The 24,764-nt window shown below is 33.8% G+C and carries 25 protein-coding genes; 18 read left to right on the top strand and 7 right to left on the bottom strand.

The features are described from left to right. The first annotated feature begins 294 nt into the window (after positions 1 to 294). The 6 genes from AC0C45_RS29155 (at position 295) to AC0C45_RS29130 (ending at position 7,487) form a co-directional block, all read left to right on the top strand. Positions 295 to 1,065 carry a hypothetical protein gene (locus AC0C45_RS29155; protein ID WP_257064645.1) on the top strand — a complete coding sequence of 257 codons (771 nt, stop codon included), beginning with the start codon at positions 295 to 297 and terminating at the stop codon, positions 1,063 to 1,065. A gap of 826 nt (positions 1,066 to 1,891) precedes the next feature. After that, a complete protein-coding gene (gene sigH / locus AC0C45_RS29150; RefSeq protein WP_016766094.1) occupies positions 1,892 to 2,554 on the top strand; it encodes an RNA polymerase sporulation sigma factor SigH in 663 nt (220 codons plus the stop codon). 397 nt (positions 2,555 to 2,951) lie between these two features. Then, positions 2,952 to 4,202 (top strand): MFS transporter, encoded by a 1,251-nt coding sequence (locus tag AC0C45_RS29145; protein ID WP_095380681.1) that lies wholly within the window; start codon positions 2,952 to 2,954, stop codon positions 4,200 to 4,202. A gap of 595 nt (positions 4,203 to 4,797) precedes the next feature. Continuing rightward, positions 4,798 to 5,982, top strand: a complete 1,185-nt coding sequence (locus AC0C45_RS29140) for an Alp7A family actin-like protein (protein ID WP_257064642.1) — start codon at positions 4,798 to 4,800, stop codon at positions 5,980 to 5,982. A gap of 17 nt (positions 5,983 to 5,999) precedes the next feature. Continuing rightward, a complete protein-coding gene (locus AC0C45_RS29135; protein ID WP_016766091.1) occupies positions 6,000 to 6,377 on the top strand; it encodes a hypothetical protein in 378 nt (125 codons plus the stop codon). A 231-nt stretch (positions 6,378 to 6,608) separates the two neighbouring features. Next, positions 6,609 to 7,487, top strand: a complete 879-nt coding sequence (locus AC0C45_RS29130; RefSeq protein ID WP_016766090.1) for an Rpn family recombination-promoting nuclease/putative transposase — start codon at positions 6,609 to 6,611, stop codon at positions 7,485 to 7,487. Between the two features lie 380 nt (positions 7,488 to 7,867). Here AC0C45_RS29130 and AC0C45_RS29125 read toward each other — a convergent pair whose 3' ends face one another. Continuing rightward, complete coding sequence (locus AC0C45_RS29125) at positions 7,868 to 8,800, bottom strand: alpha/beta hydrolase (RefSeq protein WP_472929275.1); 933 nt, start codon at positions 8,798 to 8,800, stop codon at positions 7,868 to 7,870. Between the two features lie 364 nt (positions 8,801 to 9,164). Then, positions 9,165 to 9,380, bottom strand: coding sequence for a hypothetical protein (locus AC0C45_RS29120; protein WP_237894500.1), 216 nt, complete (start codon positions 9,378 to 9,380; stop codon positions 9,165 to 9,167). Positions 9,381 to 9,573: 193 nt separating this feature from the next. Here AC0C45_RS29120 and AC0C45_RS29115 point away from each other — a divergent pair, with 193 nt between their 5' ends. Then, positions 9,574 to 10,125, top strand: coding sequence for a YhcN/YlaJ family sporulation lipoprotein (locus tag AC0C45_RS29115; protein ID WP_237894501.1), 552 nt, complete (start codon positions 9,574 to 9,576; stop codon positions 10,123 to 10,125). Between the two features lie 222 nt (positions 10,126 to 10,347). Further along, on the top strand, positions 10,348 to 10,893 hold the full coding sequence (locus AC0C45_RS29110; protein WP_257064631.1) for an undecaprenyl-diphosphatase: 546 nt from the start codon (positions 10,348 to 10,350) through the stop codon (positions 10,891 to 10,893). Positions 10,894 to 11,125: 232 nt separating this feature from the next. Here AC0C45_RS29110 and AC0C45_RS29105 read toward each other — a convergent pair whose 3' ends face one another. Next, on the bottom strand, positions 11,126 to 11,926 hold the full coding sequence (locus AC0C45_RS29105) for an alpha/beta fold hydrolase (protein ID WP_237894503.1): 801 nt from the start codon (positions 11,924 to 11,926) through the stop codon (positions 11,126 to 11,128). Positions 11,927 to 12,292: 366 nt separating this feature from the next. Between AC0C45_RS29105 and AC0C45_RS29100 the strand changes: the two genes are divergently transcribed. The 6 genes from AC0C45_RS29100 (at position 12,293) to AC0C45_RS29075 (ending at position 16,626) form a co-directional block, all read left to right on the top strand. Beyond that, positions 12,293 to 13,150: an alpha/beta fold hydrolase gene (locus AC0C45_RS29100; RefSeq protein ID WP_237894504.1), complete on the top strand. Its 858-nt coding sequence runs from the start codon at positions 12,293 to 12,295 to the stop codon at positions 13,148 to 13,150. A gap of 618 nt (positions 13,151 to 13,768) precedes the next feature. Beyond that, the gene (locus AC0C45_RS29095; protein WP_257064630.1) at positions 13,769 to 14,008 is read left to right on the top strand and encodes a hypothetical protein; all 240 of its coding nucleotides are present in this window, start codon (positions 13,769 to 13,771) and stop codon (positions 14,006 to 14,008) included. 18 nt (positions 14,009 to 14,026) lie between these two features. Beyond that, positions 14,027 to 14,902: an aminoglycoside phosphotransferase family protein gene (locus AC0C45_RS29090; protein ID WP_237894505.1), complete on the top strand. Its 876-nt coding sequence runs from the start codon at positions 14,027 to 14,029 to the stop codon at positions 14,900 to 14,902. A 73-nt stretch (positions 14,903 to 14,975) separates the two neighbouring features. After that, a complete protein-coding gene (locus AC0C45_RS29085; RefSeq protein ID WP_237894506.1) occupies positions 14,976 to 15,539 on the top strand; it encodes a histidine phosphatase family protein in 564 nt (187 codons plus the stop codon). Between the two features lie 123 nt (positions 15,540 to 15,662). After that, positions 15,663 to 16,130 carry a hypothetical protein gene (locus tag AC0C45_RS29080; protein ID WP_237894507.1) on the top strand — a complete coding sequence of 156 codons (468 nt, stop codon included), beginning with the start codon at positions 15,663 to 15,665 and terminating at the stop codon, positions 16,128 to 16,130. A gap of 136 nt (positions 16,131 to 16,266) precedes the next feature. Beyond that, positions 16,267 to 16,626, top strand: a complete 360-nt coding sequence (locus AC0C45_RS29075; protein WP_237894508.1) for a winged helix-turn-helix transcriptional regulator — start codon at positions 16,267 to 16,269, stop codon at positions 16,624 to 16,626. A 71-nt stretch (positions 16,627 to 16,697) separates the two neighbouring features. Here the strand turns inward: AC0C45_RS29075 and AC0C45_RS29070 are convergent, their stop codons facing one another. Then, positions 16,698 to 17,225, bottom strand: coding sequence for an NAD(P)H-dependent oxidoreductase (locus AC0C45_RS29070; protein ID WP_237894509.1), 528 nt, complete (start codon positions 17,223 to 17,225; stop codon positions 16,698 to 16,700). A 700-nt stretch (positions 17,226 to 17,925) separates the two neighbouring features. On the opposite strand from AC0C45_RS29070, the gene AC0C45_RS29065 reads away from it, so the two are divergent. Then, complete coding sequence (locus AC0C45_RS29065) at positions 17,926 to 18,126, top strand: hypothetical protein (RefSeq protein WP_237894510.1); 201 nt, start codon at positions 17,926 to 17,928, stop codon at positions 18,124 to 18,126. Between the two features lie 381 nt (positions 18,127 to 18,507). Here AC0C45_RS29065 and AC0C45_RS29060 read toward each other — a convergent pair whose 3' ends face one another. After that, positions 18,508 to 18,855, bottom strand: a complete 348-nt coding sequence (locus AC0C45_RS29060; protein ID WP_237894511.1) for a hypothetical protein — start codon at positions 18,853 to 18,855, stop codon at positions 18,508 to 18,510. A 453-nt stretch (positions 18,856 to 19,308) separates the two neighbouring features. On the opposite strand from AC0C45_RS29060, the gene AC0C45_RS29055 reads away from it, so the two are divergent. Continuing rightward, entirely contained in the window at positions 19,309 to 19,491 is a 183-nt protein-coding gene (locus AC0C45_RS29055; protein ID WP_257064628.1) for an aspartyl-phosphate phosphatase Spo0E family protein, read from the top strand. Between the two features lie 1,226 nt (positions 19,492 to 20,717). Here AC0C45_RS29055 and AC0C45_RS29050 read toward each other — a convergent pair. Next, entirely contained in the window at positions 20,718 to 21,488 is a 771-nt protein-coding gene (locus AC0C45_RS29050) for a TerC family protein (RefSeq protein ID WP_237894513.1), read from the bottom strand. Positions 21,489 to 21,830: 342 nt separating this feature from the next. Here AC0C45_RS29050 and AC0C45_RS29045 point away from each other — a divergent pair, with 342 nt between their 5' ends. Together AC0C45_RS29045 and AC0C45_RS29040 are read left to right on the top strand one after the other, a co-directional pair. Next, a complete protein-coding gene (locus AC0C45_RS29045; protein ID WP_472929274.1) occupies positions 21,831 to 22,454 on the top strand; it encodes a phosphatase PAP2 family protein in 624 nt (207 codons plus the stop codon). 205 nt (positions 22,455 to 22,659) lie between these two features. Beyond that, the gene (locus AC0C45_RS29040) at positions 22,660 to 23,301 is read left to right on the top strand and encodes a hypothetical protein (protein WP_237894515.1); all 642 of its coding nucleotides are present in this window, start codon (positions 22,660 to 22,662) and stop codon (positions 23,299 to 23,301) included. Positions 23,302 to 23,889: 588 nt separating this feature from the next. Here the strand turns inward: AC0C45_RS29040 and AC0C45_RS29035 are convergent. After that, a partial coding sequence (locus AC0C45_RS29035; protein WP_472929273.1) for an FtsW/RodA/SpoVE family cell cycle protein occupies positions 23,890 to 24,764 on the bottom strand: 875 nt, incomplete at its 5' end.

The raw sequence follows: 24,764 nt of genomic DNA, 5'->3' as shown, positions 1-24,764 counted from the left end.
GAAATCTAACTGTGAATCTATAGTAAGTGACTGTTAAGTTTGGATTGGAGAAGACTAAAGAGATGAAATCTAACTGTGAATCTATAGTAAGTGACTGTTAAGTTTGGATTGGAGAAGACTAAAGAGACGAAATCTAACTGTGAATCTATAGTAAGTGACTGTTAAGTTGAACTTATCTTCAACTACGCTTTAGAAATCTGACTATAATTCTGTGATTAATTAATATTAGGTTTAACTAAAGTTTAACTTAAGAGGGAGATGTTATGTAAGAAACTATATTAAACGAGCAATAAGTTGAACTTAAGTTTTACTAGCGCTAAAAAACTAACTATAAATCTATACGAGGCGGTTTCTTCTAAAATAACAGGAACCGTAACCATTGAAAATCGTGTGTACCATGCGGCTAATAGCTCACTGGATATGGTCATCAAAATGGATCAAACAGATGAAGAAGAAGTAAGCTTTGTTGCACAAGAAAAAGCGAATCCAAACATCAAATTACCTGTTCATTTATTGTATGAAGATGATGGCTATTATGTGGTAAGAATCAGCGATTTATCTCCAAATTGGGAAGCACTTGCCTTTGATCTATACCAAGAGAATGAAGAAAAAGAAACGGTAAACGTAGATGATGTAACGAGTGATTCAGAAACAGATTCAACAGAAGAAATAGATGCTCATGCGTTAATTACAACGCTCTATTCTGACCAACGAAAAACAAAAAGTGAAGAAGGAAAAGGAATAAAAACCAAACAAGATTATGTGCTTTTAGTCAATGATTTGGAAAAAGATTTTGTTAAAGAGAAAATGAAAAACTATGAAAAGGCAATTAAGGTAGAAGCCAAACATAAACGTCAAACGCAACAAGAAATGAACGAGTTACAACGTGATATGAAGTACCAAGTGGACGAGGAAAAAGCCGATACGGAATCAAAAATTGCGATGAAAAAGGATGCGATTCAATCAAGTGATGAAAGCATTCAGCTCTATGAAGATGAACAAAAAAGTTTACAAGAAAAGCTCCAAAAATTGAATGAAAAGCAACAAGATTTAGCCATGAAGTGAAAAAACACAGGGGGACGTAAAGGGGACATTTAGCGATTTTCTTTGTACCCACGGTTTTGCTAGGCTCTGCCTAGCCCCACACCTATGGTGGGGGCAAAAACCCCTTATGCTCTTCTCTCTTTTGTAGTGGTGAAGCACAATTTACAGGAAAGGAACGAATGTGATAGATATGTTTTTACAAAGTATCATTCTGATTGCTGTTGAAAAAATGGATGAGGTGACGAAAGAAAAGAATATTTCTTCCAAAGAATTTTAAAAGTGAGCTTAAAAAGGTGGGAGGTGCTGAGAGAGAAAAAGGATTATGACAAAGGGAGAAAAGAGAAATCACAAAATGGATGCATGAAATTTTTTGCACGGAATAATAGAGCATATTCTACAAATAAAAGAAATGCAACACAAGAAATGGAACGTTAAAAAAAGCAAAAGTTTGAAGACGAAATAAAGGTTGAGGCGTCTTCTTTTTTCATACTAGGAAGGTGGAAGGAGGGAAGAAGCAGCAAGCAAACCAACGAATTAAGATTTGATTATTATCAATAAGTATTACAACAAACTTGCTTATTTGCACAATAGCTATATTGAAGTATTTGATCCAGTAGCAACGAGTAAAATGTGGGAGAAAACACCTGTTGGCTTTTTTAAAGTTGTAAACAAGATTAAAAATCGTTCTTATCATATAGGTCATATACATGATATAAGGTTTGATGTAATGTCTTACTTCTTTCTCCCTAAATATTCTTTCTACTCTTTGTTTTTTCGACATTTTTTATACCTTCTCTTTTTTATAATGTAAAGTACACAAAAGCATAAAACAAGAGGAGGAGCGCAGATGAACATGGTAGCAGGTGTAGAAACAAGAGAAGAAAAGACGACCCTAAATGATGAAGAGATTGTTCAAGCGTTTCAAAAAGGCGACGAAGGTGTTTTCAATGTGCTCATAAAGAAATATGAGTATTTGGTCTGGTCAAAGGTAAAAAGATACTTCCTACTAGGAGGAGATCGAGAAGATCTCTTACAAGAAGCAAGGATAGGATTATATAAAGCTGTTCGCGATTTTAAAACCGAAGGGATGAGTTCATTTAGGGGATTTGCTGATCTATGCATTACACGTCAACTCATTACAGCTATAAAGGCAAGTGCTCGTCAAAAACATTCCCCCTTAAACAATGCCATCTCTTTAAACATACCTAAGAATTCAAAGCGATTGGAAGACGATTTGATTCTTATGGAGATGCTTCCTCACCCACGTGCTGTAAGCCCCGAACAAGCTACCGTGGAAAAAGAAAATAAAAGAGAAAGGGAACAGAGGTTACAAGAAATACTGTCACCTATTGAAAAAGATGTATTCGCTCTATATATGAAGGGACAAACGTATATGCAAATCTCTCAGGACCTACATCTTTCTCAAAAAACAGTAGATAATGCGCTTTACCGAATTAAGAAAAAAATGAAGCATCAAATGCAGTATCTGTATTTACAGCAATCATCCTGACAGACGTAGATAATTTACTGTAAGCTATCTCTCTTTAATACCTAATAGAAGAAACCTTCCCAAAAAATAGTTATTTATTTTTAATAGATTGATGATGAGTGAAACGAATATTTTGTAGAAATTTCGGGTTCTAAAAGCGTTGATTTATTACAAATAATAAATTATCCTATTACTAGTAAAAAAAGGAAGGGTGGACGTGAAACAATGATTAATTAATCCTATTTTCTAAGAAAAAATTCGTTAAATAATACGATTGTTTTTTCTGAATAGGATTAGACTGTACTTTTACATACAAATCAAATTGATCATTGTATTCCTTTCTTTCGGAATGTCATGCCAATATTGTTGTTGTATTGTACTTCCTCCTGTTCAGAAAATACGCAGGAGGTTTTTTGTTTTGGAAGAGAAATTACCCGTAAACCATTCAACAAAGTTGTTTGGAAACCGTGTTTTTCAAGCTATTATTATCTCTGGGGTATTCTTGCAAATAGGAATATGGGTTAGGAATTTTGCTGTACTTCTTTTCATAATGGAGAAGACAAACGGCGACCCATTTGCAGTATCTTTGATATCTGTAGCAGAATTTGCACCAATTTTTATTTTCTCTTTTATTGGGGGAACATTTGCAGATCGCTGGCGTCCAAAACGTACCATGGTGTGGTGTGATATTTTAAGTGCAATATCTGTATTTGCTGTGCTTGTCACGCTTATACTTGGATCTTGGCACATTGTTTTTTTCGCCACCTTAATTTCTGCAATCCTTTCCCAATTCTCCCAGCCTTCAGGGATGAAACTGTTTAAAATGCATTTACCGGAGGAGCAAATGCAGGTAGGGATGTCAGTCTATCAAACGGTCTTTGCGATATTCATGGTTCTAGGACCAATACTAGGAACATTTGCCTTTCAAGCCTTTGGTATAAATCTCTCCATTGCCATCACAGGTACAGCCTTTTTACTATCAGCAGCAGCACTCACTTTTCTACCTTCCGACCGAAAGATGGAAGAAGAGAGTGGGACTACATCACTGCTAAGTGAAATGAAAAGTGGTATTAAGTATGTTTTGGGGAAGAAAGAGTTGAGCCTGTTAGGCCTATGCTTTTTAGCAGCTGGACTAGGAATAGGGTTTATTCAGCCTCTCTCCATTTTTCTTGTAACAGAGCAGTTGGGTTTAGCAAAAGAAAATCTCCAGTGGTTACTTACAGCTAATGGAATTGGCATGATCTTAGGAGGAGCAGTAGTAATGATCTTTGCCAAAACAGTAGCACCGCAAAGGCTGCTGGCAGTTGGAATGGTTGGTAATGCAATTGGGTTTGCCATAATGGGATTATCAGTAAATCTATGGCTGACGCTGGGAGCTCAGTTTCTAAATGGTCTCATGTTACCATGCATTCAGATCGGCATCAATACGATGATCTTACAGAGAACGGAGGCTGCTTTTATTGGCAGGGTCAATGGGATTCTAAGTCCTCTTTTTACAGGAGCCATGGTATTGACGATGAGTGTAGCTGGTATTCTAAAAGAGCAGTTTTCATTAGTTGCTATATTTGAGGCAGCAGCAGTCTTGTTTATTATAGGTTTGCTTTTTATATTACCTCTATATAATCTAAAAGAGGAGACAAAGCAGAAAGGTATAGAATTAGGAGAGTAAAAAACTAATTATGAATGCTTATCTAAATACCTATAATGAAAAAAAAGCATTTTTATTGTAAAGTACAACCAAAGGAAATTGAATAAAATACGGTATGTTTTAATTCTAAAAGATGTGGTACACATATAGTACAGTATCAATATCATGTAGAATTGAATGCTGTGAAAGGTTAAATACTTAGCTTAATAAAGGGACTGGTTCGGTTTTGAAAGACGTAACAGCGACTTCAGCAAATGTATTACCCCAATTGACAAGTAGGTATTGTGATTTAACGAATGGTACTCTCGTTATGAACCGTTATACGTAACGAAAGGGCCTCAAAAGGGCAATTGAACATGAGAATTATTTTATTGTAAGAGATGGGACCCTGCATCATTTTTGATGCAGGCTCTTATTATGTTGATGATATAAAGTAAGGTACATAAGGATTGAATCTGAATATTGCTTGTAGATACAAGTTCTACTTAATTTGAATAATTGTTGATATATGTAAGGTTTTGTAGATAACTAAATTGCTCCCACATATTGAATATTTATCCTATATCAAGTACAATAAGTTGAATATAAGTTCAACTTAAAAAAGAGGTGTTTATAAATGAAAATTTCACGTTTTAATAAAGATTGCGGTAACTCTGTTGATATGAACATTATGGATGGATATCTATTTGATTTTCCAACGAATGTAGTTGAACTTCAAAAAGAAGCTGCAGACTCCTTTTTCACAGATGCAGTTACAGCTCCAGAAGAATTCAAGAAACGCATTTTACTTTCTACAACCATTGAGGGGGAAGAGAAGGAGCGTTATTTCTTAGTAGGTGACATTGCAGCTAGTCAATTGCTGGCTAACAATCACATTAATAAATTACATAATAAAATTACAAGTCATATTCCATACATCACCTTTTTAGCTGCCATTGCGTATTACCATGCGTTACATACAAAAAATAAAAAGGACACTACAATTGAAATTGACTATTTTTCTACCATGTTACCAATCTGGCTCCTTAAGAAAGAGAGCACATTTGGGGCGGCTCAAAAAGCTATGGCTAATCGCTTCTTAGGCGACCATACGTTTACCGTGCATACGCCTGGTTTTGAAAATACTCTAAAAGTATTAGTGGAAGAAAGTGCATGCTTAAAAGAGGGAGAAAGTGCACGTTTTGCTTTAAAAAAAGACTTAACGCTTCAAGATCGGGAAGATGCGAATGAGTATGTAGAATGTGAAACAGTCATGGTGGACATAGGCGGTGGTTCCATTGATGTGGTTATTCTACCTGAAGGGTTGAAAGCTGCGAATAACCGCGAATCATTTCAAAGCATTGAAGGCATTCCTTATTTAGCGCATATTGATAAATTGCGTAAAGAGAAATTTCTAGAATTATTTACAGACTTACGTGCCTTTGATCAATTTATTCTCGATAACTACAGCAAGCAAAAGTTTGTATTAAAAAACGAGAACACAGGTGAATCTATTGATTTAACAAGTACAATCAAATCTTCACTACAAGAATATGTGGAAATCTTATTGGCTAAATTAAATGATGTCGCACCACCACCAGCGAATAAACTACGTAAGTATGTGTACTGTGGTGGGGTAGCTCCCACTTTAGAAGTAGCGATCATGAATAGTATGCGCGAAAAAATTGGGGAAGAACGTACGGAGAAGTATCATAAGGTTCCCCAAGATAGCCGCCATTTAAATTTATTCGGCTTGGAGATTCGTAGTATTGGTTACGTTCAAAAGAAGCAAGCAGTAGAGAAGAAAGCCGTTAAATCCTAACAACGTAGGTGATAGGGATGTCAGAGCGTCAAAATGCGTTTACCATTAAGACAAATCGATTGAGTGATGAAGTTTATAATAAACTAGCTACATATGCTAAATCGCGTAAGTTAGGGGATTATATTTCCTCCTTAATTCTACGTGACTTAGACGGTTCATCTACTGAAAGAAAAGCAATTCAAGACCAAAAAACCTACGAAATGCTTGAACATATCAAGAATGAATTAGCTGATTTAAAAGAATTAGCCAAAACAACAGGGTTTGTAGGAAACGATTCCTTCAAAGAAGAAGAGCCTTCAAAGGTTCCCCAACTGAAAGAAGGAAAGGTTGCTGATTTAGCAAATATATCTGGCTCATTAGACGATGATGACTTAGAAGAATATAACGATTTTTAAATGAAAAGGCCACTAAAATTGATCAGCATCCCAATTTTAGTGGCTTTTCTATTTGAGTTACCACAGTCTGTAGTTCAGAAGGTTTAAGGAATGGATATCGTAGTCATTTGATTGAGATTTTGGCCAGATATAATCATAAACACTGGTTGGTTTTCGTTTCTACATTTGCAAACACATCCTGCTATCTTATAAAATAGGGGTAAGAAATAAGAAAGATAGGAAGAGGAATTCATGTCCACAAAATTAGTAAATTTACGAATTGATTTCGCTTTTAAACAATTATTTGGTACCAAAGGTAGCGAGGACATCTTAACAGGTTTTTTAAACGCTGTTTTAGAAAAGTCTCTAGAAGCACCCATTAAGTCTCTTCAATTGGAAGACCCACACCTTCACAAGGCTTATGAAGATGACAAGTTATCTATCTTAGATTTACTAGCTACATTGGATAACGGAACACAAGTGAATATCGAGATTCAACTTCGTAATACGCATGATATGGTCAAGCGTTCTTTGTATTATTGGAGTAAATTATATACGTCACAAATGCAAGAAGGGATGCCTTATCGTGCTTTACGAAAAACCATCACCATTAATTTATTGGATTTCATTTTATTCTCTTCAGATGAAGAATTTCAAACGACAGGTCAGTTGTGGGACACAACAAAGCAACGTGTTTTAAGCGATGATATTGAAATTCATTTTGTGGAAATTCCAAAGCTTGTGAAACAGTGGAGGGAAGAAAAAGTCAACCCATGGGAAAATGCATTCGTTCGTTGGATATTATTATTACCAGCTCATGAAGATGAATATTTAACTCAAACATTGGAGGAGATTGCTATGAATCAAGATCCAATTCTACAAAAAGCGATGGATAAATGGGAAAATATGAGTCATGATTCTTCATTCCGAAGCGCATATGAAGCGCGTGAGAAATTGCTACTTGATGAACAAGCTAAACTAGCCCATGCTCGTGAGGAAGGACTAGAAGAAGGGGTAGAAAAAGGGAAACTTCAATTGATTCGTAGCATGTATGAGAATGGCATGACTTTGGATGATATTGCAAAGTTTACTGGTTTAAGTATAGAAGAAGTAGGAAGAGTAATACGATAATATAGAGGGTGACAAAAGCTTTGCGAAAGGTTTCGTAAAGCTTTTTTATTTTATAATCGGTTCTCAACAAAATAGCCTAAAAAGGTACACCTTTTTAAAATATCTAGAATCAAATGACAAAATGTCTATTTAGTTAATAAATTTAATCTTTATGGACGTATAAAAAGTATTTTACCTTTATAGACGATATGTGATATTTAACTTTAGTTAACATAAAACGTATTACAAAAAACAAGAAAAGTCCGTAAATGTATACTTTTACGGACAAGATATTTAAATCTATTACAAGATGTTAATGTAATTATTATGGATAACAAAATAAAAACCCTAAATTCCCAAAAAAATATATATATTACATCGATTGTTCTCGGAATCATCGTTTACACATCATCTGTTAAGTAGCGATGAATAGAAGAAAACACATTATCTCTTATCAGCTCTTCTTCATTTAATAAATGATGTTTTCCGTTCTCAATAAGTTCAACCTCTATATTTGGAAACTTCTTTAGTAAGAACCCAACATTATATCTCCAATCCACTGTTGTGTCCTTTTTTCCCTGGAGGATGAGAACAGGGACAGAACTGGGATTCCCCTTCTTAATTAATTCATTCCATCTTATCAATGCTTCTACCCAACTGAGAGGGACCTGATCATACTGTAACGGATCATTCTTCACAAAACGCAAAAACTTTGCATCTGATGAATTGTTTCGAAGTATCCTTTTCAAATTCCTGGTGAACGTTTTTAAGGGCTTTACCAAAATGGTGATTGCATTCCAGCGATAAGGTCGAACGAGGGGCGAGACAAGCACTACTTTTCGAACCTGAGACGTTTCAGGGTTATTCAATATATAATCGACTGCAGCAGCAGCGCCCGTACTATGAGCAACGATATAGACGGGCAGAGAGCTTGAAGACAGGTGTCTACGCACGACTTCTCGAATACTTCCTGTATAGAGAGAAAACTCCGAAATGGCTCCCCGTTCTCCTGTTGACAATCCATGTCCTGGTAAATCAAATGTCAACACATGAAACCCTTGTTGAATCAAGAAACGAATGACCGTACTTAGTACTCCAGCATGATCATAATAACCGTGAAGAAGAAGAATATGAGCTTTTACCGGTAAGGGACGAAAAGATTGGATAAACAGCCGTTCATGGATAAACGATTCAAACCCGTAACGATACATTATGTTCTCTGTTGGAAGATTGTAAAACTCACTGTAACGTTTCATGTTTTCATTCATGGGGCGTGAATTGTATGTAAAGTGCAAATGCTGATCACTTTGAATATTTTTAATAACTTGTTTCATATTCGACCTCTGTGTCTCCGTAATTTATTTATGTCATTTAATAATGAAAATGAAGAACCAAAAGAAATATTTATGGTGCAAAGATTGCATTCGTTTAAAAAAGATGTATGGATTTTTACTGAAATCTAGTCTTATGCAGCTAGTTAATAGATGAGCTTCGCTTGATTGACAATATATCGATTAATAATAGGTTGTACTCATATGTTGTAAATAGAAGATGGTCATATCACTTCTATAGTAATTAGGTCATCAGTGTTTATTTTTTTGATTATTAAAAGCTTTATGCAGTAAAAACTGCATAAAGCTTTTAATAATCAACGGTAACTCAATTGCTATACAAAACATACTATTGTAAATGCAGTTTTTATTGCTTGGATAAACCGTTTTTCATCTGGTTTCTACTGCTCATTGTTTGTATAGTTGGTGCCCCTGTTTTATTTCCATTTCCTCTTATTATCCAAATCACTAAAGTCCCAATTCCTATGCTTAAAAGTGACAGTAGCATGCTTTTGTTATTATTTTTCTTCCCGGATAGGCCATTAATATTAAATAAAGAAGTTAGCTGCTGTACATTATTCATTATGCAAATCCCTCTTTGATAAGTGTTTGAAAGAAAGCTCTCTTTCAACATCTTTATTTTTTGCCGAGGCTACATATATATACTGGAAAAATGATGCTCTCGTTACTTAGGATTTCAAATTATTTCCTGTAATTATTTAAAAACCAATGTAAACCTTAATACATATATGACTATTAGAAGGAGTGAAAAAAGAATGAAGGCAGAAAAATATGTACTGGGACTCTTATCAGCTATTTTATCAGTAGGATTTCTTTTTGGTTGTAATGATAAAAAAGATGAAGCTGAGCCTGATCCAACTGAAGAGCCGTCTGAACAAAAAGCTCAAAATACCCGTGACAACAATGATCTACGAGACGTGGGGTTTCAACCCGACGGTGTTCAAAATAATAATGTAGATAATAATAATCAGACACGATTAGAGGTAGCTGATAAAGCTGCGGATCGTATTGCTGAATTAAATGAAGTAGATACTGCGAATGTGATTGTTACAAACCGAAATGCATACGTGGCTGTGGTTTTAAAGAAGGAAGCAAACGGAGAGGTAACCAACCGTTTAAAAAAGAAGATTTCAGATCAAGTAAAAGCTACAGATAACGATATTCAAAATGTGTATGTGTCATCCGATCCTGATTTTGTGAATCGTATGGAAGGGTACGGAAATCGAATTAATGAAGGTTCGACAAGAAATGGCCTATTTGAAGATTTTACTGAAACCGTTAAAAGAGTATTCCCTAACAATCGTTAAATAAAAATGGTGAGATATAAAAAAGCAATTTTTTATGTTTTAAAAAGAGAGACCTCCTTATAGATTAAGGAGGTTTCATCTATGCTTCTCTCTCTATTATACGAAATGACTTAATAGTTATTTTTGGTTCAGTTTTTGCTATCATAGGAGCATTAATCATGTACTGGATTCTTCATTAGGAGAGAAGAGTCTGTCTATCTAAAATTAAAGGAGGAAATCGGGATGGATTATAAAATATTCAGGATAATTAATCACCTGGCTGGTCGCTATTCTGTATTAGATATGCTGATGATATTGATTTCAAATAAGGTACGTTATCTATTCGTTTTTGTATTAATGTTGATGTGGTTTCGAGGCGATTCACAAAGAAAAGTGACCGTATATGCCGTCATATCTTCGACTTTTACGTTATTGATTAACATGTTAATTCAATGTTTTTATTTTAAGCCTCGCCCATTTATGAAGCGCCGTGTCGGTATCCTTATTCCTTCAAAGGTGAACTCCGCGTTCTTAAGTAAACATACGTTGCTTGCAGCTGCTGCATCCACTTCTATTTTTATACGTGAACGTATTCTTGGGTCAGTTATGTGGATATTGTCCTTGTTAACAGGATTCTCAAGGATTTGGGTAGGGCATCATTATCCCTCTGATATTATCCGAAGCCTCTTTATTGGTAGCTTGACAAGCATTATCGTTGAGAAAGTTTTTGGTTCTCTAAAAGTAATGAAACGAAAATCAAAAAAGTATTATGACCAAATACGTAAATGAAGCATTTTCATTAGCTGATAATGTCTCGATTCTGTACTTGCTTTAATAATTAGTTAAAGCAGTTGCTATAGCAAAGGTTTCTACTAATAACGCCAAGATAAAGAACTTAAGGACAAAATTCCCTAAGCGCCTCATTTTCAGTTATAAAATTTGTATTTAGGCTGATGAGCTAAACAATCTTACCAATCTCCTGTAGTTTGTCATCGGGTTTTATACATATGAGATTTTAAAATTATTCATTGCTTAAGTCTCTTTTTGTTTTATAACTGGATTTATTTAAGACAAATCCTGTAATTAGCTCATTAAATTGAATCCACTTTTTTGTAGGCAGTTGATGACCCTGTTGTGGTAAAACAAAGAATTCAGCATGCTTACATTTATTTTTATACTCTTTCATATAGTGGGTAGTCCAATCCTTTTTCCCACCATATATAAACAACAAAGGCATAGTTAAATGATGAAGTTTGTCTAAACAGTTATAGTGTAATGAATGATTATAATACTGATACCATGATTCTTGATCTGCTTTTTTCATATAACTAACTAGGCTTTTTCTTAGTGTCTTGTCTCGAGTATGACTTATAGAAAGGCTTTTTATTAATATATTTAGGTGTTCTTTTACCATATACATTCCTATTTTATGTAATAGTTGTCCAGGTATATCTCTTACTATAGGGTAAGTTCCTGAGAAAACTAATAATTCGATTCTATCGGGATGGTAAATAGCCAGCTCTTGAGCAATTAGACAGCCAGCAGAATAACCACATATAATAGCCTTGTCTAAATGCAGCGCATCCATAAAACGCAATACTTCGTTTGCATAGAAGGAAATTGATACAGTTTGTTCAGCTCTAGGACTTCGTCCATGACCACTTAAATCTGGAAAGATGACTCTCATATGCTTGGATAAATCGTATTGATAATGGAAGACTTTATTTCCCATGCCAGGTGGATGAATAAAAATGACTGGCATACCCTGTCCACGCTCTTCATAATACAAGTATTTATTAGTGTCTATTTCAATAAAAGGCATGATTATTTCTCACTCCAAAATCAATTAATAATTACTTTTTAGTTAAGGTTAATCTAGTTTATGAAAACCAAAATCTTTTTTCATCTTACATTTAACTCCATATAATTAACTATTTGTTCTGTATTGTTTAAAATCAAAGAACTTTTTTATTATTTATTATGAGGTTATTATAGTAAGACTATACAGTCTAAAAAGGAGGAGATTTTAGAATTTTGTTAATAGGATTTCTGATAATGGTGATTATGGTAACTAAGATTGTGTGTTGCATATATTACGAAACATACAAATATAAAGGTGATTTATACATCAAATATCTATATACTTAACCATTAATAATATAAGTTAATAAAGGGAGTTGATGGGGTTTTGGAACGAGAAATAAATATCCTCGTAATTGATGGATTGACGATTGAGTATTCAATTGTTGGAAAGGGGACACCAATTCTTATGTTTCATGGGGGGCATTCCAATTGTTACGAAGAGTTAGGATACACAGAGCTTGTGAAACAAGGCTTCTCTTTAATTACCCCTTCCAGACCTGGATATGGAGCAACGTCTAAAGAGATTGGTAAGAGTCTATTTAATGCTTCTAAATTTTATGCGCAATTATTAAATCATTTACATATAGATAAAGCTCATGTATTGGCTGTTTCTGCGGGGGGACCAAGTGGGATAAGTTTTGCTGCGCATTTTCCTGAACGCTCATTAAGCCTTACTTTACAGAGTGCTGTAACAAAAGAGTGGTTGACTAAGAAGGACAAGGAATATAAGGCTGCACAAATTATATTTCATCCTAATGTTGAGAAGTTTACATGGAAGCTAGTTGCTATGCTTAATAATTATTTTCCTAGATTTACTTTTAAACGCTTTATTCCTTCATTTAGTAAGCTTCCTTCTAAAGATGTAATGCTTCAAATTGATAAAGGGAGTATTGAAGCTGTACGTAAAATGAATAACCATTATCGTTCAGGAAATGGATTTCTTATTGATTTAGTACAAGTCAATCAACTTTCTTCTACTACGTTACAAGCTGTTGCTTGTCCAACTTTTATTATACATAGTAAAAATGATAGTGCTGTACCTTTAGAGCACGCCTATTTTGCACATAACAACATAGAGAAAGCTGAACTTTGTTTGTTGGATTCTTGGGGGCATCTAATTTGGCTAGGCGATAAGGCTCCAGAGGTAAATAAGAAAGTAGTATCATTTTTTCATAGGAATTGATACTACTATTTATTAAGTTATTTCCGATAACATCCATTATGGTGCGACAAGAAGTCGCTTTTATATAGTGTGGCTCACGCCACTGGTTTAGACGCAAAAACTATCCCCGTCCAAAACTGCGGGCCTGGTAACGGGCTCGTGGGTTGCATGCGGAAATGCGGAAACGCGGAAACAGAGAGTCAGTGCACGACTCGGAACACTGCTAGGGGAAGATGAGTATGGTGAACATTAGTGAAGGTTTGTAAGCTTCGTAAATTTTAGCTCAGGATAGTGTACAGCTTTGCCTAGGTATTGGTAAGAGGAAAAGCAGATTCATAATGCTGCTGTGACGCGTCCCGTATCTTGCCCGGAGTAAAGAACCCACCTAACCTCGTCGTATCTATCAGATCCGGAACTTGGTAAGCCCTTTGTCATCTGTGTAAACAGTAGGATGACTGTAAAGTCAAACGATGTGATAGAGGGTAAAGGATACGAGAGAAAGCGAATGCCGTTACCTCGAAAGAGAACAGGAAAGCAGGAAACTGTATAACTGGACGGATACTATCGTCTTTACGGGCAAACCCATGATAGGCCCGAAAGGGAGCTGACTTCTCGTTGGTCTCTCGTAGGAACATAAGGTTGTGGCTATCTTCTGACGAAAGAAACGTACTGTTATGTATACCTCCACTTGGAGCGTCGGCGTACGTTTTACTTACCGTTATGGTATGTGATGAAGATACAACAGCAAATGGACCTGCAATGGGAGGCTTGAGCCGATGTGTCTTGAAAGGGACTCGCACGATTCTTAGGGGAGGCGGGGGCAGTGATGCCCCTAACTTACCCGACTTAATTAACTTTGTATATGGTATACATAATTAAAAGGGGGATGTAAATAAAATGTTTCCATATGCTATTGAGGATTTCTTGTTTAAGACTTATGGAGATTGGACAACAGTAGAAGAGTTAAATGGAGTAAATGAGGGAAAAGGGACGTCATGCTACCGTCTCTCTATTGGAGAAAAATCTTTTATCGTAAAAAAGGCGAAAGAGAAAAGAGAGTATGATGTTTACAACTCCTTATCAGGCTTTTTTAAAGATAAGAAAATTTCTATTCCCTCCACCTATTATACTTACCAAGATAGGACAGATTATTGGTTTGTTATTGAAGATATCCCACATCTATTACCTAAAGAAAGATGGAAAGGTGATACAGAACAAATAAAGGTATTATTTAATTTGCATTTTAATACATGGAATAAGACTTTAAGTATTGATAAACCATTTGATTTTAGGTGGAGTAAAGAGTTAACAAAAAGAGCATTGTCTTTACTTCCTTCAACCCTAGAAGTAGCTATTGAACAGTTACATCTAAAATCAGAAACTATATTTTCACCTGTTTGCTATATATCTGGTGATCCCAATCCTACAAACTGGGGAATTAGGAATAATGGTGAATTAGTTTTATTTGATTGGGAACGAACAGGTTATGCTTCACCAGCTATTGATCTTGCTATTACAATTCCGAGTTTAGGAACACTTGATAAGTCATTAGAATTTACTATTGCTAGTACATATATTAACTTTTGGAAAGGTGTTTCTATTGAATTCCCTTACTCTATTCAAGAATTAACTGAACAAATTGTGATAGCTAAAATGTGGAGTGCTTTGGATTTTTTAGTTAATAATGCTGATACTTTAGAAGAAGATTTATTGAAACTTCATATCACAAGGCTAATTGAAAAATTTAAAGTTGAATATCCAGATTTAACATAAGTTTGATTCCGCGAATCTGGATTATGGTAACTAATAATGTATAATATATACAAGCTAAGGGGGAAGAAAGTATATGACAAACTTATATTTGGTTCGCCATGCTCATTCAATTTACACACCAGATGAAATGGGAAGGCCTTTATCAAAAAAAGGTTTGTTAGAGGCTAAATATATTACTAATCTACTTGAAGATGAAGATATACATATTGCTATTTCAAGTCCATATAAACGAGCCTTTCAAACAATTGAAGGGGTGGCTAATCACTTTAATTTAGAAATTCAAATAGAATTTGAACTAAGGGAAAGAAAACTTAGTTCCTATCCCATAGATGATTTTGAGGCGGCTATTACAAAGGTTTGGGAAGATCCCTCCTTTTGTTTAAAAGGAGGAGAGTCCAATAGGATAGCTCAACAAAGAGGAATAGCATGTATCTTTAAAATTCTAGAGAAGCATAAAGGAAAAAATATTGTAATTGGAACACATGGCAATATTATGGTGCTTATTATGAATTATTTTGATGCAAGATACGACTTTGATTTCTGGAAGAACTTACAGATGCCCGATATCTACAAGTTATCTTTCGAAGAAAATAATTTAAAGGCTATTTCAAGAGTATTAATTAATGAATTCCTATAATACCTGTTATGTTAATTAAATTTGTATATACATAGAAATCTACATCTCTAGATGTATAGTAATAGCAAAGAATTAGTGTTAAATTTTCTATGTAAATTAATGGATATTATATGGAGGATATTTATGAAAAAAGTTTATATTGGGGTCATAGCAGCTTTGAGTATATCTATACTCTTGTTTGGTTGTAGCTCAAAGGAAAAAGATATGAAGGAAGACGTAAACTTAAGGTTTGAACAAGCTAAAAAAGTAGAAGTATCATCTGTAAATCATCCAGACGTAGTAGTAAATACTATTGATAAGCAGCAAGATATAAATACATTTATCAATAAACTAAAAGTGGATAAATGGGATGCTACAGAGATCCCTGCCGATGCTAAAAAAGAGAATGTCTATAAAATGTATCAGGAAGGAACTATTAAGTTGGGGGAGTCATCAAATAAGGGTAAAAAAGACCTTAAACAAGTTGCTACAGTTACTACTTATAAGGGTATTCCTCATGTTAGTGTCGAAATTAAAAAACTTAATGTAAGTCTTAAAGTCCCAAATTATGTATCTGAATATTTGTCTAGTCAGAGTCTTGAAAAACAGTAGTTACATACATAATAAGTATAAGAAATAGGGCATTAAAAACATGATAGAAAATAAAAGCCCGTTACTTTACATTCTTGTGATAAGATGGCATAGTGATTTATTATAAAATATTCTTATCAGAAGGAGAGTGGAGATTGTGAGAGAAACCTGTGTTCCGACTGGCATAGAACTAAAAAACACTGGTTTTGGATATACGTTATCCTTAATAGGTGGTAAATATAAAATGATTATTTTGTATTGGTTGTCTGAAAATAAGGTTATGAGGTTCAATGAGCTGAACCGATGTATTGGAACTATTTCCTTTAAAACACTAAGCGTTATGTTAAAAGAACTTGAGAAAGATGGTCTTATTATCCGCAAAGAATTTCCTCAAATACCTCCAAAAGTTGAATATTCATTATCTGAACGTGGATCTTCACTTATCCCCTTGTTAGATATGATGTGCGATTGGGGAGAGAAAAATAATTTTCAAAATCTAGAAGATGTAACACAGTAGGCATAGTTAAAAAAGAAGTACCTTCTTGTTTAAGAGGTACTTCTTTTTTTAGCTTTTATAAAAGTTACCCATTACATATTATCAATGAAATTTAAATAATCTTGAGTACTTTTTTCTATTTCACTTACAGATGGCTCAAATTCTGCTCCATAAAACGCAAAGAACGAACGATAATCTGCTTTACAATAGATGGCTGTCATCTCAAACGGACGCAACACTTGTTCAAGTGTATAATGGTTTCTTCCAGCTTCACTATAATCCACATTTTTGACCCCAGCAGATACTCCTAAAGCAACTTTACGATTTTTTAATTTATCTCCTTTTGAACCATAAGCCCATCCATAAAGGAAAACCTCATCCAACCACTTTTTTAAGAGAGGCGGACAGTTGAACCAATATACAGGAAATTGGAAAACAAGGTTTCCATGAGTTTCAATCAATTTCTGTTCTTTTTCCACAGCTATATTCTCATCAGGATAAACCTTATACAATTCGTGCACAGTATATTTTTCTGGATATTTTTTAAATTCTTCTACCCATCGCTTATTAACAACAGATGTTTCTAAGCTTGGGTGTGTTATGATAACAAGAGTTTTCAATGTTTCTTCCTCCTTAGGATAATTCCATTTTTATTGTAAAGTCCAAACTAAAAATATGTAAGTACGCACTTTTATTACAGGTAATTACATAAAGGTAAGTACCTCCACATTTAAATCTATTATCCTAAAGTTGAATTTTGTGATTGAGTTTTCAATCAATAGTTTTACTCTTTTTCATTTATTCAATATTAGATATGTAAATACTAAAGTATTAATAATTATTTTTTTGGTTTTATCATTTACGTATTGTGTAGACAAAATAGTTCTTTTTCTACAAAGAATATAGAATGACTATAAGAGTTATATGCTAGATTAAAGGTGACCATATATTTTTTTTACATCTAAATTAATCTTGAAAAATGTTCAATAGTCAGTCATCTGGCACGGTGAAGATAAACGATGCGAAAAATGTTTAGAAAAGTCATAACTCATTAGTTATTAATTGACTTATAGAATTGGTTTACGTTACGATTGAACAAACTTAATACTCCAAAGGGGAGTAGCTGTACAACAAAAGTCGTCACTACGAAACAAAATGTTTCCGGCTTTGTTGGCAATCTTAATTGTTAGCAAGACCTTTGCCTACTTTTTTAGTTAGGTGAAGTCTGTGTTTGTACATCAAGCGCTTTTATCTACTAAAAGGATAAAAGCGCTTTTTGTTTTTTATAGATTTAAAATGACTATGAGGAGTGATTAAATTATGTTCAAGAAACTGTTTGATTCACTAATGAACAATAAGCATAAGCGTTATAGTAGCAGTGATTACAACAGAGGAAGATCAAAACCTTTTAAAAGTTATAGCAGTAGTGATGATTATAGGGAAAAACGTGGTCATCACGGAAGTTATGGACATCATCATTATAAGAGGAAAAGAAAGAGTGGAAGTTTCTTTAGTAGTTAAATAAGAAAAGAGTACCTCGTTCTCATGGCATTGGAGAAGGAGGTACCCTTTCAAAAAAATCTGTAACTGAAAATAAAGCATAACATATTCTTGCTATAAAGATAAGATTTTTACTGCCCGAGCGTATGTATAAAAGGCTTGGTTGTTTGCATTTCTTTAACCAATAATGATTAGTATGTTCGCCATTTATAAAAGCCTGCATACCTCATAATAGTAATCTTTTTAAACCTCCTTGCGCGTGAGCTACGCGAAAAGAGGTTCTTTTTTCCGTGGTCCAAAAGAGGGGTCACGGTAACTAAAGCTTTACTAAAACGCTCTCTAAACAGAAAGCTGTTTATTATTTTAAATTTACCAATAGAACTTTCTAAATCGTTGAAGGTTCTATTTTATTTTCGAAACAATAATTCCTACAATCATAATAAAAAAACCCAATGCTGTTTTCCAAGTAGGAGCCTCTTTGAAAAATAGATAACCCATTAATATTGAAATCACTATCTCTATTCCTTTAGATGTAACTAAAACAAATGTTAAATTCTGAATCGCTTTAAATCCAAATTTGATGCCGTATCCGATGAGCATATTGGCTATTAAAAATAGTGGAAAGGCAAAGAGTTGATACTTTAAAGTCGCCCAAAAAGCTGGATCAATATGCTTACTTTGATACGAAAATAACAGGTTTATTAAAAATAAACCAGAAAATAAAAAGGTAGCACCATAAAAATAACTCATACGTATACACTCTCATCATAATTATATTTGTTATTAGTTTACCCAACAAATGTTTCTTTATGCTATAAAAATTGCCTTTGGTAAAAATGATAGCCTTAATACAAAAATACTCTTTAAATAATATTGATAGGGTCATTTTTATAAATGATCTTGAAAATTATGTTGTAATCTAACGATCTCTTTTGAAGATTAACTGTCATTATTTTAAAAACAAGAAAAGCCCTCAAATTATGAGGGCTTTTCTTGCCTATGAAATAAGAAATGGAATTTTTGTTCGCATCTATAAAACGTATTGTAACATGTATTAGATATAAAAAATAAGCTATTCAGACCCTGAAAAAGGTATTCTAGGATTTTAATTGGTTTTTACAGGAAAAAATGTTATTATATAGTGGAAATCTAGTTATCGTTAAATAAAAAAGAAACAACTTAGAGAAATAGGTGATTAGATAATTGCAAAGATATATATATAACAGCACTTTAAGAAAGGCTTTACTTGTAGACATAGAGGCAGCAAGAGAACTTATGATCAAAGTGGGGTTAGAGGTAGGATTTGCTAGCCGCAATACCATTATAATCAGTCAATTTGTTGATCAACTGTTAAACCAATTAGAAAAAATCACTTCAACTGATTAGTTTTAGTTTTTAATAAAAAGAATAAAAGCAACCTCATTCTCTAATGGCATTGGAGTGAGGTTGCTTTTTAAGGTAACTCTATAACTGTAGATAAATAGTAACATATTTTTCTATATAGACTATATTTTTCCTTACAAGCATATGTATAAAAGACAGCTTTTTTATACCTTCTTTTTTTATCTATTCCTCTGAGAAAGCCTTTTATATCAAGGATGTATAAAAAGCTGCATAATTCATAATAGGAATCTTTTTAAAACCCTTACTCCCATGAGGGTTCTTTTTTGATGGGTGATTATGTAAACTATATTTGTATATCTTATACAGCCTAAAAAGAGAAAAAACTACTGAACAGGGATCAGTAGCTTTTTAACGAACCATGTTGTGAACTCAAGAAGTAGACAGGATTTCCAAATAGAAGCTTCACAGCATCAGGTGTAGTTTGTTCAAGTTAATAAGAACTTATGTGTAGAAAGAGAAAAAACCTACTTAACATGGACGATAGTAGGTTTTTCTTTTAGCCTATTTATAGTACATAATGAAGGATTGAGAATGAACATCTCTCCGCCTTTTCAATAGTGTGCTCAACTACGATATAAATCATTCACATAAATGATTCACAAGCTATGAAACATTTATGTAATGTTCCGGAAAATGGCATTATGGTAACCAACTTTTTATACCGTACACAGTTAAAAAGAGAAAAAACCCCTGTGCCTATTCAGGAGTTTTTAAAAGGTCATGCTAGGTGAGATGATGCTCTTCATCATCTTGAGTAGTTTGCTTAACATAGTCAGTAACTATACATGATAAAAAAAAGGTCTACTGGGGATCTCAGTAGACTTTCTTTTAGTTCATTTATAAAACCCCGAAGTTAATTTTACTTCTTGTTATAAGAATATGTACGTTTCTTCTCTTTATAACCTGTATCAACATATAAAACCAGTTGAAAGAGTGGTTCTTTCACTGGCTTTATACGAGGTGTATTTATTTAATGCATTATAGCATCATAGATAGTTTACGCAAATGCATTTTGTATTATAAATACTAGTTCTTAACTTTTAATGATTTTCATCTGTTATAGCACCAGGAAAGGCTAATCTTCTTTTGTGACTAAACTTTCAAAAGTAGATAGAAAACAGCCTAACTCTTTAAGATATAGTCAGGGTGTTTTCGTTTTGATCATACTGATTATATTGATACATCAATACGTCATACTTAATTATATTTTAGGATGAAGGCTTTTCTAAAGACTTATTGCTCGGTGCAAACCAACCAAGTAGAGCAATACCAACTAATACTCCATAGAAGATTAATGTCCAAATAGTACTATGGGGAAAATGGGGGTCTAAGACACCTATATCTTTATGAGCAAGAGTAATAACAGCAAGTTTAACGCCCACCCAAGCAACAATGGCATATGCTGTAGTTTCTAAGGAAGGACGCTTTTCGAGTAGTTTCACAAACCAGGTTGCTGCAAACTTAATCAAGATAAGACCTGCAATTCCTCCCAACACTACAATTGCAAATTGTCCCGCATCCATACCACCAATTTCGCCAAACGGTGAATCTGGAAGGCCGAGGGCAATAGCTACTGCAGCTAAAATGGAATCAATCGCAAAAGCCAAATCAGCTAACGCAATTTTTCCTACTGTCGGCCAGAATCCTTTTCCAGCAGACTCCTTTTCATCATTATGAATATTCTCGTTGTGTTTACCAAACCGTGCCTTAAGGACATGCTTCAAACCTAGATACAGAAGATAAGCTGCTCCCACTGCCTGTATCCACCATACATTAGCGATAAAGGAAATAGCGAAAAGAGCACCAAATCGAAAAATAAATGCCATAAGAATTCCATAATTAATTGCTTTTTTCTTCTGATTATCCGGTAAATGTTTAGCTATAACTGCTAGTACAAGAGCATTGTCAGCTGATAATAAACCTTCTAAACCAATTAGAATTAACAATGCCCAAGCGTATTCGATCCAGATAGAGTCCATCTATTTTCCTCCTTTCCAAATTATAATTCATTATGTTAAAGAATTTGCTTACATTAGAATGACCATCTATATGAACAGTAATCCTAGAGAAAGGAACTTTCATTATTTTAACACTAATTCTCTAAATAATATTTATTAAAATGTAAATATTCAGAAGTTGTTTGTGCAACTTTGCTAATACTTCTTTTGAATATCCTAAACACTTTTAGCCTCTCCATAATTACCGCATTTTTAGTGAAACAAAGCCAAGTTACTACAATAGTGTTCTGAGAGAGCTAAATTGTATATATGTGAAATACATGTAAATAATAACATTACTTATATAGAACTGAGGATTCCAATATGAAGATGTTAATAAAGTTAAAATTATATGTTATTGGACTGGTATTGCTAATTAGCTTTGTTTGCACTGGTATCTTAGTTAAAATGGGCAAGTTTAGTGAATTTGATAAATGGTTATCATCTCTTATCCATCATAAACGCTCTTCTTTCTTAACGCCTATAATGAAATTTTTTGATTTTATTGGATCAACTTACTTTGTTATTGTAATCTATCTTGCAATTTTATTTTACCTTTATTTTGTAACAAAACGTCGTTTGGCTTCTGTTCTATTTGTTGTTGCCATGATAGGAGAGAGACTGCTTAGCGAGGGTCTAAAGTATTTATTTAGCCGTTCACGACCAGATGGATTTCATTTAGTAGAGGTAGATAAACATAGCTTTCCTAGTCAACATGCTATGAATTCCTTTGTTCTTTACGGTATACTTCTATTTCTGTTATGGACACATTTAAAGAGCAATAGAATAAAGGTTCTACTTTCCTTACTAGCAAGCATTCTTATCTTAGTAATGGGATTCAGTCGCATTTATCTAGGTGTACACCATCCAAGCGATATTTTAGGCGGATACCTTATTAGTGCGCTTTGGCTCATAATTATAATGATATATACAGATCATTCATTATAAAGAAGAAAACAAAATGCCTAACTGATTAATGTCAATTTGGTGACATTAATGTCTCATACAAAGATGGTAGTTAACACAAGATTAATTATGATCATTATTGTGACTATGGTATAAAACGCCTCCGGTTTTAGAATCGTAATTTCGTTTGGTTTTTTAAAGAATAGGTAATATAAATAAAAACAAAGAAAAAGGAGAAATAAGTCATATGAATAAAAAAATGGTAGTGCTTTGTATTTCATTAGCAGGTGCTTTAGCTACAGGATCTCTTGTAGGATGCTCTAATCAAAATGATTCATCTCAAAATACATCACAAAGTAAAAATAGCTCTTCTGAAAATAAATCAAATTTACAACAGTACTCTAAAGATCCGGATAGTAAACAGCAAGGTGAAGATTTTGATTTAATAGGGATGCTAGACAAAGAAACGAATGATGAGTTGACACTTGTTATCGATGATAAAAAAGTAAAGATACCTAAGAGTAAGTCGTTTAAAAAAGAAAAAGATACACCTAAGGATATTGGTGGAAAACAAGTAAATGTAGAGATTGATGCTAAAAATCAAAATGTAGAAAGCTTAGAGTTAACTCCTCAGGCAAAAGCAGATTCAAATGGTATATACGAAAAAGATGCTGATGGAGATTATAGCATAATTGGTAAATTAATTAATGAAACCGATAATGATGTAACTATAGAAGTGTCTAGTGGAAAAAAGACTTATAAAAAAGCTAAAGACTTTGAGCAAGATGACGACAATATGCCTGGAGATAGTAAAAACAAAGTTGTGCGATTAGAAGTAAAGAAGAATGATGAAGTTGAAAGTCTCGAGGTAGATCCAGAGGATCAATAAATAGAATAGAGAATCTAAGTAGCTTATTTGTTTTACCTATAATGTATGTTTTTTTCTTTTTAAAAAGGGTAAGAACCAAATAAGATCATGTTAATTCTTAAAGTTAACACTTTTCCCCTTTTCCAAACTATTTTGTTGGATATAGGCGCCATAACAGGCGTCTTTTTTTTGCACAAAAAAGGCAATCCACTACGTTTTCATGAATATAGATAGAAGAATAATGAAGAAAGGGAAGGTGTGAATGATAAAAAAGTTAAAGTTATCTATTCCTATTTTAATTTTAATGATACTATGGACAATTATTCTGTGGATAGAAAAACAATTTATTGTGGCCTGTTTTCTATGGATTGTTTATAGCACCTTGCAGTTCTTTCGAAGGGAATAATTTTTGTCTTCTAAATAAGATTTTTAGGAAAGTATATGAATCATACATAAGAGGATTTCTAATAGACCTTTGAATCCTTTAGCCATACTACAAACTTAACGTCCTTACATAAACAAAAGACACTGGCTCTTAACCAGTGTCTTTTGTTTATACTTTTATTTAATCCTCAATAATTTTTATAGAAATATCATTCGAGTAAATCATTAGACGCTTTTCAATTCCCTTGGATCTGTTACTTTGTGTTTGTATTTCTTTTCAAATTTATTAAACATGGATATATTCGCTAGTACTCCTACAGCAAACAGAAGCAATGTAAGAGAAGAACCACCATAACTTACAAAAGGTAACGTTACACCTGTGATAGGAAGAAGTCCCGTTACTGCTCCTAGGTTAACAAATGCTTGAATACCAATCATAACGGAAATACCGATAGCTAATAAGGCACCAAAAGGATCGCTGCATCTTTTAGCAATTTTTAAGCCTTGTAAAATAATAAAAAATAGCAATCCTAATACAAGCAGCACTCCCCAGAAACCTAACTCCTCAGCAATAACTGCCATAATAAAATCTGTATGAGACTCAGGTAGATAACCAGCCTTTTGGATCCCTTCTCCTAACCCTTGTCCTAATAGCCCCCCAGTTCCTATAGCCAGGTAGGAGTTAACCAGTTGGTATCCATTTCCTTGTTGGTTTTCAAAAGGATGGAGATAACCAGTAAAACGAGCTAAACGAACAGGAGAAAACACAGTATCAATATGTCCCGTTATTAATAAAATAACTAACATAATAATGATCCCTACTATTCCTAGTAAGGCAATCTTTAGCATTGATTTTACTGAAATACCTGAACATAAAACAATAGCCGCAACTGTCCCTAAAATAAGTAAAATCCCACCGTAATCGGGTTGCAAAGCAATTAAGAAACAAATAAACAATACAACAAGGGTAGGTGGAATAATAGCGCGTTTTAGATCATTGATATACTCTTGTTTATTTGCAAAAACAGCCGATAAATATACAATGATCGTTAGTTTCGTAAATTCTAATGGTTGTATTCGAATAGGGCCCAGTATAAGCC

The organism is Priestia sp. VA7, from assembly GCF_055710015.1.
The sequence above is the reverse complement of the archived record's forward strand: the minus strand, read 5'-3'. Positions and strand labels throughout refer to the sequence as shown.